Consider the following 15,539-nt stretch of genomic DNA (forward strand, 5'->3'; position numbering starts at 1 on the left):
ATTTTTTAATTAACTTTTGGAGCGATCGCAAATCATAATTTAAGATTTTTCCAGTCTTCAAAAGTTTTAAATGGGAATTTGAATCCAGAACTCTGTGCCTTTTCCTGGTTCTGAGAGACAATTTAAAATTCCTCCGTGTTTTTCCACTATAATTTGGTAGCTAATTGACAATCCTAGACCTGTTCCCTTACCTACCTGTTTTGTGGTGAAAAATGGATCGAATAACCGCTTTTTAATATCTTCTACCATTCCTAATCCGTTGTCACCAATTCGGATGACAACAAATTTACTCTCTAAAATTTCAGTACGAATTACAATCTGCGGTTTATAATTTGTTTTTATTTTGACCATTGACTCTTCTAAGGCATCGATCGCATTAGTTAAAATATTCATAAACACTTGATTTAACTGGCCAGCATAACAATCAACTAGAGGCAAATTACCATATTCTTTAATTATAGAGATATCCAAGCCAATTCCGTTGTTTTTCCAACGGTGATGCAAAATTAATAAAGTATTTTCAATTCCTTCATGAATATCAACTAATTTTTTATCTGCTTCATCATGGCGAGAAAAATTTCGCAATCCTAAAACAATTTCTCGAATACGATTAGTCCCCATATTCATCGATGATAGAAGTTGAGAAAGGTCACTAGTAAGAAATTCCAAATCAATTTTTTTAGCGAAATTTTCAATTTCTACTTCTGGATGAGGATAATGTTGCTGATAAAGGTGCAAAAGAGTTAACATCTCTTGAAAGTATTCATTAGCAAAGGTTAAGTTACCATGAATAAAATTAACTGGATTGTTGATTTCATGAGCAACTCCAGCGACTAATTGCCCTAAGCTAGACATTTTTTCATTTTGGATCAGTTGAGATTGAGTTTGTTGCAATTTATGCAAGGTTTCGGTGAGTTTTTCAGCTTGAGTTTGAGCTTCTAAAGTAGCAGTGCGACTTTGGGTATAAAGTTGTGCATGATCGATAGCGATCGCTAGTTGATTGCAAACAGCTTGTAACAGGTTAATTTCACTGTTAGTCCAAATGCGATCGCCACTACAATGACTGCACACAATTGCTCCAATTTCTCCAGAATTACTTTTAACTGGTAGCATTAGTTGAGATGTGATGCCAAACTCAGTTAAAAGTTCTTGTATATCATAATCAAGTTGTGATTTACTATTAATATTTTCGATGCAGATTAGCTCTTGAGAGAGAAGATTTTGAGTTAAAAAATTGCTTTTTTGCAGTGGAATACTGCCTAACATACTTGTTAAGTTAGGGTTTCGTGCTTCATAGGTAATAGTTAGGCTTGCTTGGGATGGGTGCGGTAAATAAGAAAGAAAGTAGCAACGGTCAATTTGTAATAAGCTGCGAATTTCATTCACAGCAGTTTCTAGGATCATATCTAGGTCAAGAGAACTGCGAATTTGACTAGCTAGACGCAGTAACAAAGCTTCCCGACGGCTGAGGAGTTCTTCTCGTGCCCAGATTCGGTCAATAGCCACAGCAATATTATTAGCAATCCAATTTAATAGATTATGAGTTGGTTCGGTAAATAATTGTTTGCTAAATAAAGCCATTATACCGATTATTTGCTGCTCTACTATTAAGGGATAAGCAGAAAATCGAGAAATTGAGAATGTAGATTCTATAAGCTTTTCTGAATGATTAACAGATAATTCTTGGTTAAAAATAGCTTGATGGTTTTGAATCATTAAGCCAATAATATTATTGACTAAAGCAATATGTTCTGGGAAATCTTGGGTATCGTTCAAAGTACTACAAGTAATATCTGTGCAATGAACACCAGCTTGCAATTGTAGCTGGTTTGTCTGGCGTTCAAATGTCCAGATACAAACAAAGCCGATATCAAGGTATTGGGAAATAGTATTTGTACAATTTTGCAGAATTTCTGGAAGTGTGCCACTTTGAGATAAAGCTAAACTGACTTCTGCACTCAAAACTGACAAGCGCGATCGCTCCAATAAAGCTAACTCTGAAAGCTTACGCTGTGTAATATCTGTACGAATTGATACATATTGATAGGGTTTTCCATCTTGTCCCAACATTGGGGCGATCAAAGTATCAACCCAATAAAAAGTTCCATCCTTGGCTTTATTTTGAATTTCTCCTTTCCAGATTTTTCCTTGGGCAATAGTTTTCCATAAACTTGCAAAAAATTCTTTTGTGTGATATCCAGAATTGATAATCCGATGATCTTGCCCTAAAAGTTCTTCTGAAGAATATTTAGAAACTTCACAAAATAGGTCATTGACATAGGTTATTTTTCCAGTTATATCAGTAATAGCTACCAGTGAATGAGCATTTAAGGCAAATCTAAAAGCTTCTAATTCTTTGATAGATTTTTGTAGAGCTATCTCATTCTCTTTATTAATAGTTATGTCACGAGCTACTGCATAAATCAATTGTTCTTCACTGAAAGCAGTCGCATTCCATGACAGCCATTTGTAAGAACCATCCTGACAAAGATAGCGGTTTTCAAAGCTGACTGCATCTACAGATTGTGCAATTTTTTCAGCTGCAACAATAGTGGATTCACGGTCTTCAGGATGAACAAATTCGATAAAGGGTTGAGCAACAAGTTCCTGAATTGACCAACCTAGTATTTTTGTCCATACCGGATTTAAATACTTAAAATAACCATCAAAGTTAGCAATACACAATAAATCTAGAGAAAGTGAGAAAAAGCGGGAGTATTTTTCTTCAAATTGTTTGAACTCATATTTAACTAGTTTCATCAGCTTTTTAGGTATGAATCTTTTTTGAAAAAGGTTAAATAAGTTAATACATTTTTTATTGAAGTTGAACGATCATTTTCATGTAATATATCAACCTAGAGACTTACCTAATGTCAATTCTAAGCAAGACTGTTGAGCTTACCAATAAAAACGTCATTAACTTGATGTAGAGCCAATAAGTATCTAGTAGTTTCTACTGAGTAAACTAGCTAGCTATCGAGTTAATTCTCTACTAAATAAAGTTTTCCCTAAAAAGCTGTAAAGTAAACATTTAGATTTAAAATTTAAAATAAGAAGTGTTACGTAAACTGAATTAATCAGAATTTTTATTTGTAATTGTCCTTAAATAGCTAAGGCATTAGTACCACAAAGTGTAATTCGTAGTTAAGAATTCAATTACGAATTATGAATTACGTTAAGCGTTAGCGAAAGCGTTGCGGTAGCGAGTATTCAAGCGTCCGCAGGAGCGTCATTACAAATTATTTTTAAGCAATACTCCCGCGCTTTCTGGCTTCTTTGTAGGAAGTTCCCACGTTTTTCAAACCAGCTTTAATCATTTGTTGTTCGAGAAGAGCAAAGAAACGCGCTTTATCGCCACCTTTTACCACTGCTTGATTGTGCGCTTCGGCGATCGCTACAGGGTAGCCATATCCTTTTTGCACTTGTGCTAACATCAGTCCCAGTGCTTGGTCTAACATGGTTGCATTCTCGGCTACCCATACCGGAACTTCGATTCGGGCGATTTCGGTGCCAACGTGGACGTAGCAAAAGTAAATTGTTTGATCGCCATAAAGTTCGAGAATAGGAGAATTACTGCGCCACAGAGTACTGCGTTGTCCTGGTTTGAGTCGGGTTGACCAAACAGAAGTATCTCGCAACTGTTCAAAAATTTTACAAGCTACTTTTTCTAACTGATTTGGGCAATAAGTTTTACAGTCTGGCACTGGATGGGGACAAGCTAATAACCGTAAAAAGTTCATTGTTTCGATGCTGCGAGAGGCGCTAAGATAGCCCATTAAAGGAATTCGAGCATCACGCATCTGCTGCCAAGCTTCTAAGATGGGGGGTAAAATGCGATCGCGTGCATCCATCGGCAACTGTTCTAAAAACCAGTAAATTAGCGAACCATCTACCATCGCTAGCGCTGGTGTTTCCGTTCGTGCTGCATCACACGCCAGTTCTGCCAACACCGTTGTTTCGGAAGCAGTGCGGCGAAAACTCATCCATTCCTCGGTTCTAATTCCCCACTGCCGAGACATATATAAATCTTCTGGGCGATAAAATACTTCTGGCAAACTATCGAGTAATGGATGGCGATTTTGTCCGTAGTGCAAGACGACTCTGCCAATATTTAGCAGATAACAGTAAGCAATTTCATGATGGTTGGGGGCAATTTGAGAACCATCGGTAGCGATGACAGTATGAATTTTTGGGGGAACTGGGATATCGATGCAGGTTTCTAGCGGCTCAATTGGGGTAGCATTAGCAAAGAGAATGCGATCGCGCCATTTTTCCTGGCGATCGATTAAATCTTGTTGACACTCGTAGGCATTTTTTAAATGTTGTTGTGCCAATTCTAAACGCTGACGACTAGCAGCAGCTTCTAAGGTAAGATGCTGACTTAAACCCTGCATTTGTCGCGCCAGTTTTGTTAGGTCAAGCATAAAAGTAAGTGCGAAGTGAGGAGTGAATACTTGTGAGTTATTATTTCACCTAAATTGACAAAATACATATTTGATTTATATAAATACGTCAGAAATTAAATATGCATTATTCAAAATCTTTATAGAGACGTAGCACTGCTACATCTCTTTTTGACTAAATATTTAATATATTAAAGCCAAGCTGAGAAATCTTTGGCAAACTGAGAAAGTGATAACAACTGAATTCGCGGATCGTTTTGAGCAGCTTCTCGTTCTACTTGGGTATTATAGCCCCAGTCTGCAAGAAAAAGTTTCACATCTTCAAGGTCTGCTTGCTGTTGGACTAATTGTAATGTCTTGAGTCTATCTTCTACAAACCAGAGACTAACAGATTTGTCTTCTGATGACTGAATTAATTCTCGCAAAATTTCATATTTGGGACGCTTAACTTCTTTCCCAAAGATTGATTCTGGTGGTAAATTTACTCCTTCTTGTTGTAACAACTGCTGTACAAAACGCCCTTCTTTAGTTGTCACAATGTATAGCTTAACTCCACTGTCGATAGTTAATTTGATTTTTTCTACTACAGCCGGATAAAATCTATGCAGACTCAGCCAACCACTTAAATCCGTGGTAATCCATTCATCTCGTTGGTTATCTAGTTTTACACCAATTTCTCTTGCTTGAAGCCGATCGTTTAACAAAATTTGTGGGGCAATGCTCACCCATTCATGAAGAATCTTTTCGTCAGAAATTCCATCTATCAAGGCTTTAATTAAAATGGGCATTTCCCAACCTGTTTCAATAACAGGTCTTAGTCGATAGAATCTTAAAGCCAAATCATCTGGCGGTGTGTCGTTAGCAGAAGACCAAATTTCACAGTAGGTACGCCATGCTACCTCAAAATATTCAATTAATCCGTCGCAAATCACTCCATCAAAGTCCAGGGCTAAAATTTGGGGACTACTTGTGGTCATTGGTTTGAGAATAAAACTGCTGTTGTCAGCTTACCCGACAAATTTAAATCATGCAGTAATTTTTGTTAGTCTTTTATAATTCATAAATTTGCTGAAAAACTGTGGTGGCATTGTAAAATTTGATTTGTTAATGGTAGGTTAACGAGGATCTACAGCAGGTTTGCGATTGACTAAACGAATTTGGTTTTGCTTGACTACTACGGTGATTAGTGGTAGAGAGCGTTTAGCTGGCCCACGAACAACTCGGCCTTGAGAATCGTATTGAGATCCATGACTTGGACAAATAAAGTGATTCTTCTCAAGATCCCACTTGACTGTACATCCTAAATGGGTACAGATTGGACTGATAGCGTACTCAGCAATCTGTGGCCCGTTTTGAATGATCAGATAATTTTACCATTAGTAGAATAATCTTCCATGATGATTGGATTTAGCCACAAAGGTCTACTAATATACTACGGTGCGATCGCATTAATATTAATATACATTTGTGTTTACTGTGGGTTGATTTTCATAAAATTAGTTTTTTAAGAGTTGCGCCTAAACTGTAATTTTTAATTATTATTTATTTCTGGAGTAGGAGGTTATTTATAAACCTCAGAGCTAAACTATAACCTCAGATATGCTCCTTAAAAAAAAATTCTTCAAAATATCTTCTCAAACTCTCTCCAGAGAAAGAACTCTTTATGTCTTTAATTTTTTAAGCTGTTGTTAGTCGAGTTCCATTTTTGAATAACTGAAAGCGCCATGAGTGATAAAAATCAAGAAAATCAAATTAATCAACCAGTAGGCGAAGATCGGGATTCTCGTGAAAAGCCAGATGTGAACGAAAGAAACTTAACCGCGAATCCAGGAGATAGAATTTCTGATAAGCCTCAATCAGTTGAAGAGAAGGCTAAACAGGCAGCTGTTGATGATGTACCAGACATTACAGGCGACAAAATCACAGTGCCAACTTACTTCGTTGTGGATGAACCTGATGGTGAAAAAAAGGCACTCCACCACGTTAAAGATGCTGAAGAAATTTCCGACATGATTCGGGAAGCACGAGTTGACGAAAATGGAAATCGAGTTTGGTGGTAGTTGTCTATTAAATACGCACAGACGCAGAGAAGTTATTAAATACTCTCTGCTTCTTTGTGTCTCGCGTTGACAGCAGATTGAAGATATTTTCCTCTGCATTGGAATACACTCTAAATTAAATCAGAATCTTTAGTTGTATTAGTATTTATTTCGCTCCAAATCTTTGCAACTTCGTTTCCTATTTCTTTTGGTGAGAACTTAGTTCTTTTTGTCTGTAGTTTAAACCTTTTATATGCTTCATCTACTGGATAATGCATTATTTCCATTTTTCCATCTGAACCACTGATTCCATTAATATTATCTATAATTGACACTGTTTCTAATTCAGCTTCTAACTGCTCAAAAAGTCTTCACCACCAACTTCAAGATAGTATTGACTACCTACAAAAGCAAAACCAACTCCTAACTCTATTAAAAAATCGCGCATGTGTTTGATTAAAGCACGTTCCAAATCACGTTCCAGAAAATCTTCTCCTAAATTGAGAAAATCAAAAGTGTAGGGGTCTTTCAACAATTGCTGTGCTAATTCTGATTGTGCTTGAGGTAAAGTGCGGTTAAAGTTGGTGGTTGCTTTACCCTGACGATGATACAACTTGCTTTCAATCTGGTGAACTAAAATATTCCGACTCCATCCATGCTGGATAGTTTGTTGTACATACCACAAGCGTTCTGTTTGGTCTTTAACAGTATCCAAAATCCGAACATTATGACCCCAGGCAATTAGTGCAACAAGTTGTTGCACTAATTGCTCATCTGGATAAGCTTCGGCAAATGCCCGCATATATTTAAGGTTGCGAAGCAAAAAGCCTTTCATTTCTGGAAAAGCTTTCTGCAAGTCAATTGATAACTTTTGCGCCCCAACCCTGCTGCTGTTGACGATTCAGAATATCTCGCCCAATTTGCCAGTAGAGTAATAGTAATTCTTTATTGACTGCAACTGCGGCTCGTAACTGAGCGCTAGAAATTCGTGTTTTTAGTTCAGTTAAAAAATCTTCATAACCAACGATCGCAGATGCACTCTTTTGTGAAGTTTCGGATTTATCGTCTCTAGGCATAAAAAAGAATTAGTGCTACTTTTATTCTGCCACCATCACACCAAATTCTGGTATCAGATACAGATACAGCAGAATTTAGAAGTAAAACACTCTTTCTGTCTGGGTAATAGACTTAGTTTGTGTACTTCACCAACTTGAAACCTGCTGTATACAAGTATCCAGCATTATGGCAGTATTTTTGCTGTATCGGTTAAACAGGATGTGAGTGGAATTTGCCAGAATTTACGCAAGAGCGATCGCCACAACTTCAATCTTTTTTCATTAAAAACCTTTTTTAGCCCTGAAAAATTAAAGGTTCTAAGAAGTCGTCACTTGTACCTTTGACATCAGAGTGTATAGCCTGAATAATATTTTTACGTAAAAATCCATACTTATATAAGAATCATATTTGATTTTTGCTAAATATACTGAGAGCAAAACCCGATCGCGCTTGCTCTGAGTTAGCTTGGCTTTTAAAAATCAAATTTGATTGTTATATAAACTGGTATTAATAGGGTTGCATTATGCATTTCTCGAATTCAAAAACCAGCTTAAAAACTCGTCAAAAAAACAAGAAAATAGGTACATTTATTTTGACTCATAGCAACATTTTACTGCTGACTGCATATTTAATCACTCTACCAATTGGTACATTAATAATTTTATCTTTATTATTACCCTTATTCAGTGCTAGCTTATTCGCTTCCATTGGAAACTCGTATCACTCTACATCGATTCCTTGGATAGATAATGCATCTGAATGCGAACATACTGGCAGAAATTGGAGCGATCGCAAGTGTTGGGATAATGAACACAATCCCATGTTTTGAATGGTGATTGCAAAAAAGCGTAGGTCTAGCCCGTCGTAGACATCGCTCTCATCCATGCCACTGAGTAAATTCCGATCTAACTCGCCAATTGCAAAATAATCATCATTAATATGCAATTATCGCATCAATACGGATTTACTATAGCTTCACAGATGCGATTCTAAATGAGGGAATAAAGATGGATACCCCTGGTGTTTACCAGGGGCTTTTTATTTGGCAGCTACCCCTTAAACGTCAACACCGGACTCAATCGCGCCACAACGTTTACCATTTCTGCCTCAACTTGCACATCAATCACAGACTGAATCGGTTTGTAGGCAGCAGGTGCTTCCTCAATTCGGCGTTCTTCACGCAAGGTGATGCAGTCTACTCCGGTTAATCCCAGTTCTGCCTGACTTTGAGATGCACCTTTGCGACTGAGGTCGAACCGAGAACGAATTCTTCCCGCCCCATGTGAGGCCGAATTACAAAATGCTGGATTCCCTCTACCCACCATCAGATAAGAATAAGCACCCATCGAACCAGGGATAATCACTGGTTGTCCTATATGGGCAGGACAAGCGCCCTTGCGTGTTACCCATCCCTGACCTTCTGGTAAAGTGATGTTATGGGGCAAGTCATAAACTAAAGGTGCTTCCACATCTTTGTATACTTCCCGCAAACGCAGACGTAGCAATTCCGCTAACAGCAGGCGATTGATAAAGCCATAGTTAGCAGCAGTTGCCTCAGCTTGTAGGTAACTGGCAACTAGTTCCGGGTGAGAAGAAGTAGAGAGAGGAAAAATCTGAGAATCAGGGTACTTTAGACCTTTTTGCCAAGTCGCCTTAGCTTTATCTCGCCACATTCCCCCAATATACTTACCCACGTTTCGAGAACCAGAGTGAATCATAAAAGCTAGCTGTCCCTCGCGCACTCCCCAGGCGTGGGCAAGTGGGCGATTTTCAACTTTATCAACCCGTTGCACTTCGACAAAATGATTGCCGCCGCCAATGGTTGCCAGTCCGCCATCGCGTACTAGTCCAGCATCGGGAACCAATTCTTCAGGCGCTAGTTTCCAGTCACCATCCATTGAACCATCTAAGAAAATGCGTTCGCTCTCTTGGGCAAGTTGTGACAAATCAGATTTGATTACACTCCCCGTAGGCTCGTCTAGCATGGCATCCAGCCAACCGGGAACTCCGTACTGAAATAGCGATCGCATTGCTTGAGCAGTCATTGTCACATCACGCGTACCGAAGAAGTAATCCCCCTTCATCCGTTCTACGAATTGGTCGCGCTTTGCCAGGAATTCGTCGATTGTCAAATCAACAACATGCAGGCGCATCCCACAATTGATGTCAGAACCGACAGCACCAGGAATGACTTGACCCACCGTTTCTACGACTGAACCAATGGCAACACCCGCATCACCTGGGTGAAAGTCAGGCGTAGCACAGGCACGACAAACGCATCCACCTGACGGGTGACGGACGCTTGCTAAATTTGCTAACTGCTTCAATGCCTTAGCTTCTACGGGGAAGTTTTCTGGCAGCAACACTTCTGCTACAGGGGCATCAGGAGAATTAATTAAACGAACTGAATAAGTGCGATTGTTATAAGTTACATCTAAACCTTGTCGCTCTAAAGCACGCAGGAGACGTTTAAGATTTTTTGGCTGCATGAAAACTCCAAATAAGGTCTTAAAAAAGACCTCTTGTTGTGAAGAGAGGAGGAGACTTGGTTCAGCAGCCGCGTCTCAATTAGTGCAGAAGGTCATTTTTCCAGAACTGTGGGCAAAACAACAAGTTAATTCTGACTAATGTGGTTATATAGCCTTAATAACACACTGTTTCATCAAATGACAAATGTTTTGTAGTACGTTGTATTTTTGATGGGCAACGGTTACTCAGTCAAACCAAAGTTGTAAATAAATTTGAAGTTTGGCGAAAAACTTTTAAAAATCTCTAGACTCTCCAGCCGGCTAGAGAGTCTAGGATAAATTCAAGGCGACTCTCTTTCCAGTTATTTCTAATGTGTGAGAGATACGTCTCAATCATCCGTTCATTTTATCCCGTAAATCTATGACTCTCCAACTCACAGTTCCCAACATGGCTTGTTCTGCTTGTGCAAGCACCATCACCAAAACACTTCAGGCAGTCGATGCCAATGCTAGCGTTCAGGCCGATCCAACAACCAAGCTTGTCAATGTTGAAACTCAAGCATCAGAAACAGCAATTAAGGAAGCGTTAGCTGCTGCGGGTTATCCAGTTGCTTAATTTTTAGCAAGAAAGGCACGAGGTGGTGTTTCGACTACGCTCAACAACCAGACAGGAGGCAGAAGGAATAATTCTCTGGAGCCTCCTGCCGCGTTAAGTCCCTAATCAAAATTTATGATTTGGTGGCTTGCAATTAGATGGAGTTGAGAGCAACAGATAATATTCCTGCCTCCTGCCTTCTTCACGCTCCTCTCACACCAATTACAGGGGTTCATCTAGTTATGGATACTCTCACACTCAAACTTCGAGGCATGAGTTGCGCCGCTTGCGCCAACAATATCGAAAAGGCAATTCGCTCTGTTTCTGGGGTAATTGACTGCAACGTTAATTTTGGAGCCGAGCAAGCTACCATCAAATACGATCGCTCTTTAGCCAATTTAGAGAAAATTCAAGGTGCGATCGCTGCTGCTGGATACTCTTCCTACTCACTCCAGGAAGAATTGCTCACTGAAGAAGATGATGCCGAGATTGCCAGTAGGCAAGCATTACAACGCCAACTCTCCCTCAAAGTAGCGGTGGGAGGTGTAATCAGCATTTTCCTATTTTTGGGGTCGTTGCCCATGATGACTGGGCTAAATTTACCCTTGATTCCAAGTTTCTTACAAAATCCTTGGATACAATTACTGCTGACAACACCCGTCGTGTTCTGGTGTGGTGGATCTTTTTACCGCAATGGCTGGAAATCCCTTAAGCGCCATACAGCGACGATGGACACGCTGATTGCTTTGGGCACAAGCGCAGCATATTTATATTCTTTCTTTGTCACTGTTTTCCCGAAATTTTTTATTGCTCAGGGCTTAATACCTCATATTTATTACGAAGTAGCCGCCATTGTCATTACCTTAATTTTGTTGGGGCGGTTGCTGGAAAATCGCGCTAGGGGACAAACTTCTGAAGCCATCCGCAAACTCATTGGACTGCAAGCTAGAGATGCCAGAGTCATTCGCGATGGTAGAGAAATTGATCTTCCCATCGCCGAAGTCAGAATCAACGATGTAATTTTGGTGCGTCCTGGTGAAAAAATTCCGGTAGATGGCGAAGTGATTACAGGCGCTTCGACAGTAGATGAAGCGATGGTGACGGGTGAAAGTTTGCCAGTCAAAAAGCAGCCAGGAGATGAGGTAATTGGGGCAACGATTAACGGTGCGGGTGCATTTCAGTTTCGGGTGACACGAGTCGGAAATGATACGTTTTTGGCTCAAATTGTTAAATTAGTGCAACAAGCACAGGGTTCTAAAGCACCAATTCAGCGCTTGGCAGATCGAGTTACAGGATGGTTTGTACCAGCTGTGATTGCGATCGCGATCGCCACTTTCATCATTTGGTTTAATTTCACGGGCAACCTTACCCTAGCAACAATGACAACGGTGGGTGTACTAATTATCGCTTGTCCTTGTGCTTTGGGTTTAGCTACGCCCACTTCTGTAATGGTTGGGACGGGCAAAGGTGCAGAAAATGGCATTTTGATTAAAGGTGCTGACAGTTTAGAACTAGCACACAAAATTCAAACTATCGTTCTAGATAAAACCGGCACTTTGACTCAGGGTAAACCGACAGTTACAGACTTTGTAACAGTCAACGGCACAGCTAATGGTAATGAAATCAAGCTTTTACAGTTAGCAGCAACGGTAGAACGCAATTCTGAGCATCCTTTAGCTGAAGCGGTTGTAAAATACGCCCAGTCTCAAGAAGTGAGTTTAATAGATGCAAAGAACTTTGCAGCTAATGCAGGTAGTGGCGTGCAAGCAGTTGTTGCAAATCAGCTTGTGCAAATTGGTACACAACGCTGGTTAACAGAACTTGGAATTAACACCATGAGTCTCCAGCAGTATAAAGATGCCTGGGAAGCCTCTGGTAAAACAGTCATTTTGATTGCTGTGGATGGCGAACTACAAGGAATAATGGGTATTGCCGATGCCCTAAAACCTTCGTCAGCAACAGTGGTGAAAGCCTTACAGAAGTTAGGTTTAGAAGTAGTAATGCTTACTGGAGATAATCGTAAAACTGCTGAAGCTATCGCAAGACAAGTTGGCATCCAGCGAATCTTTGCCGAAGTGCGTCCAGATCAAAAGGCAGCGATTATTCAATCTTTGCAAGGGGAGATAGAGAAATTTCCCAAATCCAAAATCCAAAATCCAAAATCTAAAATTGTCGCAATGGTAGGTGATGGGATAAATGATGCGCCAGCGCTAGCACAAGCTGATGTGGGAATTGCTATTGGGACGGGAACAGATGTAGCGATCGCAGCTAGCGATATCACTCTAATTTCTGGCGATTTGCTCTTAATTGTCACGGCTATTCAACTTAGTCGCGCCACCATCAACAACATTAGGCAAAATCTATTCTTTGCCTTTATTTACAACGTCATTGGTATTCCTATTGCGGCGGGAATTTTGTTTCCCATCTTTGGTTGGTTACTCAATCCAATTATCGCTGGCGCGGCGATGGCTCTTTCTTCGCTGTCTGTTGTTAGCAATGCCCTCAGATTGCGTAACTTTCAACCAAAAACTATCTGATAATTGTAGGGTAATTTAGGAAATGTTCACTCAAAAAACGCTTTGGGGAAGCCTTACAGCTTTAGTGCTGCTCGCAGGAACATCAGGCGTAACATTAGCAGAAATGCCAGCCCATTCACCAGAGCAAAACAGCGAATTTCATAGTATTGAGCAACCTTTGGGCTTGAAAGTTGGTGTTGCGATCGCAGGTTTAGCTTTAATTGGACTAGAGTTGTGGTGGTTTCTTCTCTATAAAAGTCCTGATTCCTGATTAGTGTCAGTCCTGAGAGGTGTTTTGAATAATCGGACAAATTGTCTTCTCATGATGGTTGCTGATATTCTTCCAGCCTGAAAGTAATCCCTTAATTTCAGAGCGCAAAGTTAACAGCTGATCGATTTGGCGATCGATCTGCAAGACTTTATCTTCAAGCTTTTCTTTGATTTCACCACAGGGAGTTTGCCCTTGGTCATAAACTTGAAGAATATTTCCAATCTCTTCTAGGCTAAGACCAAGATTTTGTGCCCTTTTAATGAATGCTAGACGAGTTAGCACATCCAATGAAAACTGGCGAAAGCCTCCCTCGGTTCGTCTTAATGAATTGATTAAACCTAAACTCTCGTAATAACGAATTGTTCTGATGGGTATTCCAGTTAAATCTGTTACCTGACCAATTAAAAGCAGTTTTTTATCTTGAGTTAACATGGTAGATTTTCCCAAGGCTTGTAAATATTATTACATATTTTGCTAAACATCAAGTGGTTTGAGAGGTAAGCGAAATATTATCACCAGTATTAGAACTTTTTATCGTAAATTAAAAGGCTTAAGACCCCTACATCTACATGTAGCACCAATTCTAGTCAGGGTTTAAATCCATATCTGAAATGTCTTTAATTTTGAATTGTTAATGGGTAGCTGTTTCTCATGGTACTGAAAGTAACTGTTTTTTTGGAGTTGCCATGTTACTTCTAGATTAACTGCTTCACTTCAAGTGAAACCATAAAAATGAATCTCAACTCGCAGACTTTTAGCTCAATCCGTAAACCTAAAATTTTCAATAATCCAGAGCGTTTTATTGAGGGATGGTATTGGGTAATACCCTCTCAAAATCTGCGGGTGGGTGAAGTAAAACCTGTCACGATTTTGGGTAGAGAATTAGTAATTTACCGTGGTAAAGATAAAATAGTAGTTACCTTAGATGCCTACTGTCCACACATGGGCGCTCACCTTGCTGAAGGCAAAGTTGAGGGTAATGCACTACGTTGTTTTTTCCACCACTGGAAGTTTGATGCTGAAGGAATGTGTACTGATATTCCGTGTTTAGATGTACCAGCTTCCCTAAAGTTACAAACTTGGCCCACTGCTGAAAAGTACGGGATGATTTGGGTTTGGACTGGAGAAATACCACAGCAACCTCTACCTTTTGTTCCAGAGTTAGAGCAAAAAGAGTGTGATGTCGCCATCCATTCCCACTTCTTGCTGAACTGTCATCCTAATGTGGTGATGATTAATGCGATTGATGCTCAACACCTCAATACAGTTCACCAATTGCCACTAGAAATTATTTTTGAAAGACACGAACTAAACGAGAATGCGATTATCTTCAGTAATACTACACCCATCAAAGACAATTTCTTTTTGATTAAGCTCATCCGTCTTTTCTACAAAAATGTCATAACTTACAGTATTTGCTATTGGTTCGGTAGCATTGGCATTGTGACACTTGGGCCTGATTTCTTTCATGTCCACATGATGGTTGCAGTTCGCCTCCACGAAGGGGGAAAAACTGAAGGTCAAGTTTTGTTGATGACTAAAAAACGTAAAGGAGTTTTTGGTTGGTTATGCAATCGAGTTGTGCTATGGCTGACTAAAATTGCGGCTAAGTACTTTCTCATGGGTGACATCAAGATTCTTCAAACAATTCAGTTTGATTTGAAAACTCCCATCAAAGCAGATTACTCAATTATGCAGTTTATTAACCATGTTGAAAAACAGCAATCCCTAATGTGGGGGACTTGGCAAGAAGCGCGATCGCGCGATGTGGAAAGCAAGCCCAAACGTGAGAGATGGGAAGATACAATGAGTAATGACTAACACCATGTTTATTATGACCAAAAGTTCGTCAGACTGCTTGGCCAATTAAATGCACGCATTATAACTATTGTCAACAATCTTTTCAAGAAATGAATCGTTTGTAGAGGCGTATAGATGTACGCCTCGACCAATGTATGTCTAGCAAATGTTTTCCAAAATGATCTAACGATTAATAAAAATTAAAAGTTTAACAAAGTTACTTTTTTACTGGATTACTAGATAAATAAAAAGAAGTGGCATAAGCCACTTCCTAATTCCCAGGTAGAACCTAAGTTATGAGTATAACGACTACAAAAAAATGAAATAGTATAAACAAACACCAATTAACTGAATATCTCTATTTTCCTTGTTTCTAGGTGAGTAAATCCTG

14 protein-coding genes and 1 pseudogene are annotated in these 15,539 nt (G+C 39.5%); 5 read left to right on the plus strand and 10 right to left on the minus strand.

What is annotated here, in order from left to right; genetic code table 11:
• Positions 1–66 precede the first annotated feature (66 nt).
• The 4 genes from RMZ42_RS15010 to RMZ42_RS15025 form a co-directional block, all read right to left on the minus strand.
• A complete protein-coding gene (locus RMZ42_RS15010; RefSeq protein ID WP_322672142.1) occupies positions 67–2,760 on the minus strand; it encodes a PAS domain S-box protein in 2,694 nt (897 codons plus the stop codon).
• Between the two features lie 485 nt (positions 2,761–3,245).
• Complete coding sequence (locus tag RMZ42_RS15015; RefSeq protein WP_322672143.1) at positions 3,246–4,424, minus strand: DNA double-strand break repair nuclease NurA; 1,179 nt, start codon at positions 4,422–4,424, stop codon at positions 3,246–3,248.
• Between the two features lie 170 nt (positions 4,425–4,594).
• Positions 4,595–5,380, minus strand: a complete 786-nt coding sequence (locus RMZ42_RS15020; RefSeq protein WP_322672144.1) for an HAD family hydrolase — start codon at positions 5,378–5,380, stop codon at positions 4,595–4,597.
• Positions 5,381–5,518: 138 nt separating this feature from the next.
• Positions 5,519–5,767, minus strand: coding sequence for a Rieske 2Fe-2S domain-containing protein (locus tag RMZ42_RS15025; RefSeq protein ID WP_322672184.1), 249 nt, complete (start codon positions 5,765–5,767; stop codon positions 5,519–5,521).
• A gap of 360 nt (positions 5,768–6,127) precedes the next feature.
• On the opposite strand from RMZ42_RS15025, the gene RMZ42_RS15030 reads away from it, so the two are divergent.
• Entirely contained in the window at positions 6,128–6,463 is a 336-nt protein-coding gene (locus tag RMZ42_RS15030) for a hypothetical protein (protein WP_322672145.1), read from the plus strand.
• Positions 6,464–6,573: 110 nt separating this feature from the next.
• Here RMZ42_RS15030 and RMZ42_RS15035 read toward each other — a convergent pair whose 3' ends face one another.
• From RMZ42_RS15035 to RMZ42_RS15055, 5 genes and pseudogenes are all read right to left on the minus strand, one after another.
• Positions 6,574–6,777, minus strand: coding sequence for a hypothetical protein (locus RMZ42_RS15035; RefSeq protein ID WP_322672146.1), 204 nt, complete (start codon positions 6,775–6,777; stop codon positions 6,574–6,576).
• Positions 6,778–6,794: 17 nt separating this feature from the next.
• A complete protein-coding gene (locus RMZ42_RS15040) occupies positions 6,795–7,127 on the minus strand; it encodes a PDDEXK nuclease domain-containing protein (protein ID WP_416211815.1) in 333 nt (110 codons plus the stop codon).
• Positions 7,104–7,518: pseudogene (locus RMZ42_RS34715) on the minus strand (DUF1016 N-terminal domain-containing protein); the annotation flags it as partial. The pseudogene RMZ42_RS34715 and the gene RMZ42_RS15040, both read right to left, overlap by 24 nt.
• A 700-nt stretch (positions 7,519–8,218) precedes the next feature.
• Positions 8,219–8,443, minus strand: a complete 225-nt coding sequence (locus RMZ42_RS15050; RefSeq protein ID WP_322672149.1) for a hypothetical protein — start codon at positions 8,441–8,443, stop codon at positions 8,219–8,221.
• 104 nt (positions 8,444–8,547) lie between these two features.
• Positions 8,548–9,987 (minus strand): RtcB family protein, encoded by a 1,440-nt coding sequence (locus RMZ42_RS15055; RefSeq protein ID WP_322672150.1) that lies wholly within the window; start codon positions 9,985–9,987, stop codon positions 8,548–8,550.
• Between the two features lie 400 nt (positions 9,988–10,387).
• Here RMZ42_RS15055 and RMZ42_RS15060 point away from each other — a divergent pair, with 400 nt between their 5' ends.
• From RMZ42_RS15060 to RMZ42_RS15070, 3 genes are all read left to right on the plus strand, one after another.
• Entirely contained in the window at positions 10,388–10,582 is a 195-nt protein-coding gene (locus tag RMZ42_RS15060; RefSeq protein WP_322672151.1) for a heavy-metal-associated domain-containing protein, read from the plus strand.
• A 221-nt stretch (positions 10,583–10,803) separates the two neighbouring features.
• Entirely contained in the window at positions 10,804–13,098 is a 2,295-nt protein-coding gene (locus RMZ42_RS15065) for a heavy metal translocating P-type ATPase (protein ID WP_322672152.1), read from the plus strand.
• A 22-nt stretch (positions 13,099–13,120) separates the two neighbouring features.
• Complete coding sequence (locus RMZ42_RS15070) at positions 13,121–13,348, plus strand: hypothetical protein (protein WP_322672153.1); 228 nt, start codon at positions 13,121–13,123, stop codon at positions 13,346–13,348.
• A 6-nt stretch (positions 13,349–13,354) separates the two neighbouring features.
• On the opposite strand, the gene RMZ42_RS15075 is transcribed toward RMZ42_RS15070, so the two are convergent.
• Positions 13,355–13,780 (minus strand): heavy metal-responsive transcriptional regulator, encoded by a 426-nt coding sequence (locus tag RMZ42_RS15075; protein WP_322672154.1) that lies wholly within the window; start codon positions 13,778–13,780, stop codon positions 13,355–13,357.
• 300 nt (positions 13,781–14,080) lie between these two features.
• On the opposite strand from RMZ42_RS15075, the gene RMZ42_RS15080 reads away from it, so the two are divergent.
• A complete protein-coding gene (locus RMZ42_RS15080) occupies positions 14,081–15,169 on the plus strand; it encodes an aromatic ring-hydroxylating dioxygenase subunit alpha (protein WP_322672155.1) in 1,089 nt (362 codons plus the stop codon).
• Positions 15,170–15,539: the final 370 nt, after the last annotated feature.

The organism is Nostoc sp. DedQUE05 (assembly GCF_034530955.1).
Lineage (GTDB): Bacteria > Cyanobacteriota > Cyanobacteriia > Cyanobacteriales > Nostocaceae > Nostoc.

Coding starts and splice junctions, on each gene's coding strand:
- RMZ42_RS15010 (WP_322672142.1), bottom strand. CDS start 2,760: ATGAAACTAGTTAAATATGAGTTCAAACAATTTGAAGAAAAATACTCC.
- RMZ42_RS15015 (WP_322672143.1), bottom strand. CDS start 4,424: ATGCTTGACCTAACAAAACTGGCGCGACAAATGCAGGGTTTAAGTCAG.
- RMZ42_RS15020 (WP_322672144.1), bottom strand. CDS start 5,380: ATGACCACAAGTAGTCCCCAAATTTTAGCCCTGGACTTTGATGGAGTG.
- RMZ42_RS15030 (WP_322672145.1), top strand. CDS start 6,128: ATGAGTGATAAAAATCAAGAAAATCAAATTAATCAACCAGTAGGCGAA.
- RMZ42_RS15055 (WP_322672150.1), bottom strand. CDS start 9,987: ATGCAGCCAAAAAATCTTAAACGTCTCCTGCGTGCTTTAGAGCGACAA.
- RMZ42_RS15060 (WP_322672151.1), top strand. CDS start 10,388: ATGACTCTCCAACTCACAGTTCCCAACATGGCTTGTTCTGCTTGTGCA.
- RMZ42_RS15065 (WP_322672152.1), top strand. CDS start 10,804: ATGGATACTCTCACACTCAAACTTCGAGGCATGAGTTGCGCCGCTTGC.
- RMZ42_RS15070 (WP_322672153.1), top strand. CDS start 13,121: ATGTTCACTCAAAAAACGCTTTGGGGAAGCCTTACAGCTTTAGTGCTG.
- RMZ42_RS15075 (WP_322672154.1), bottom strand. CDS start 13,780: ATGTTAACTCAAGATAAAAAACTGCTTTTAATTGGTCAGGTAACAGAT.
- RMZ42_RS15080 (WP_322672155.1), top strand. CDS start 14,081: ATGAATCTCAACTCGCAGACTTTTAGCTCAATCCGTAAACCTAAAATT.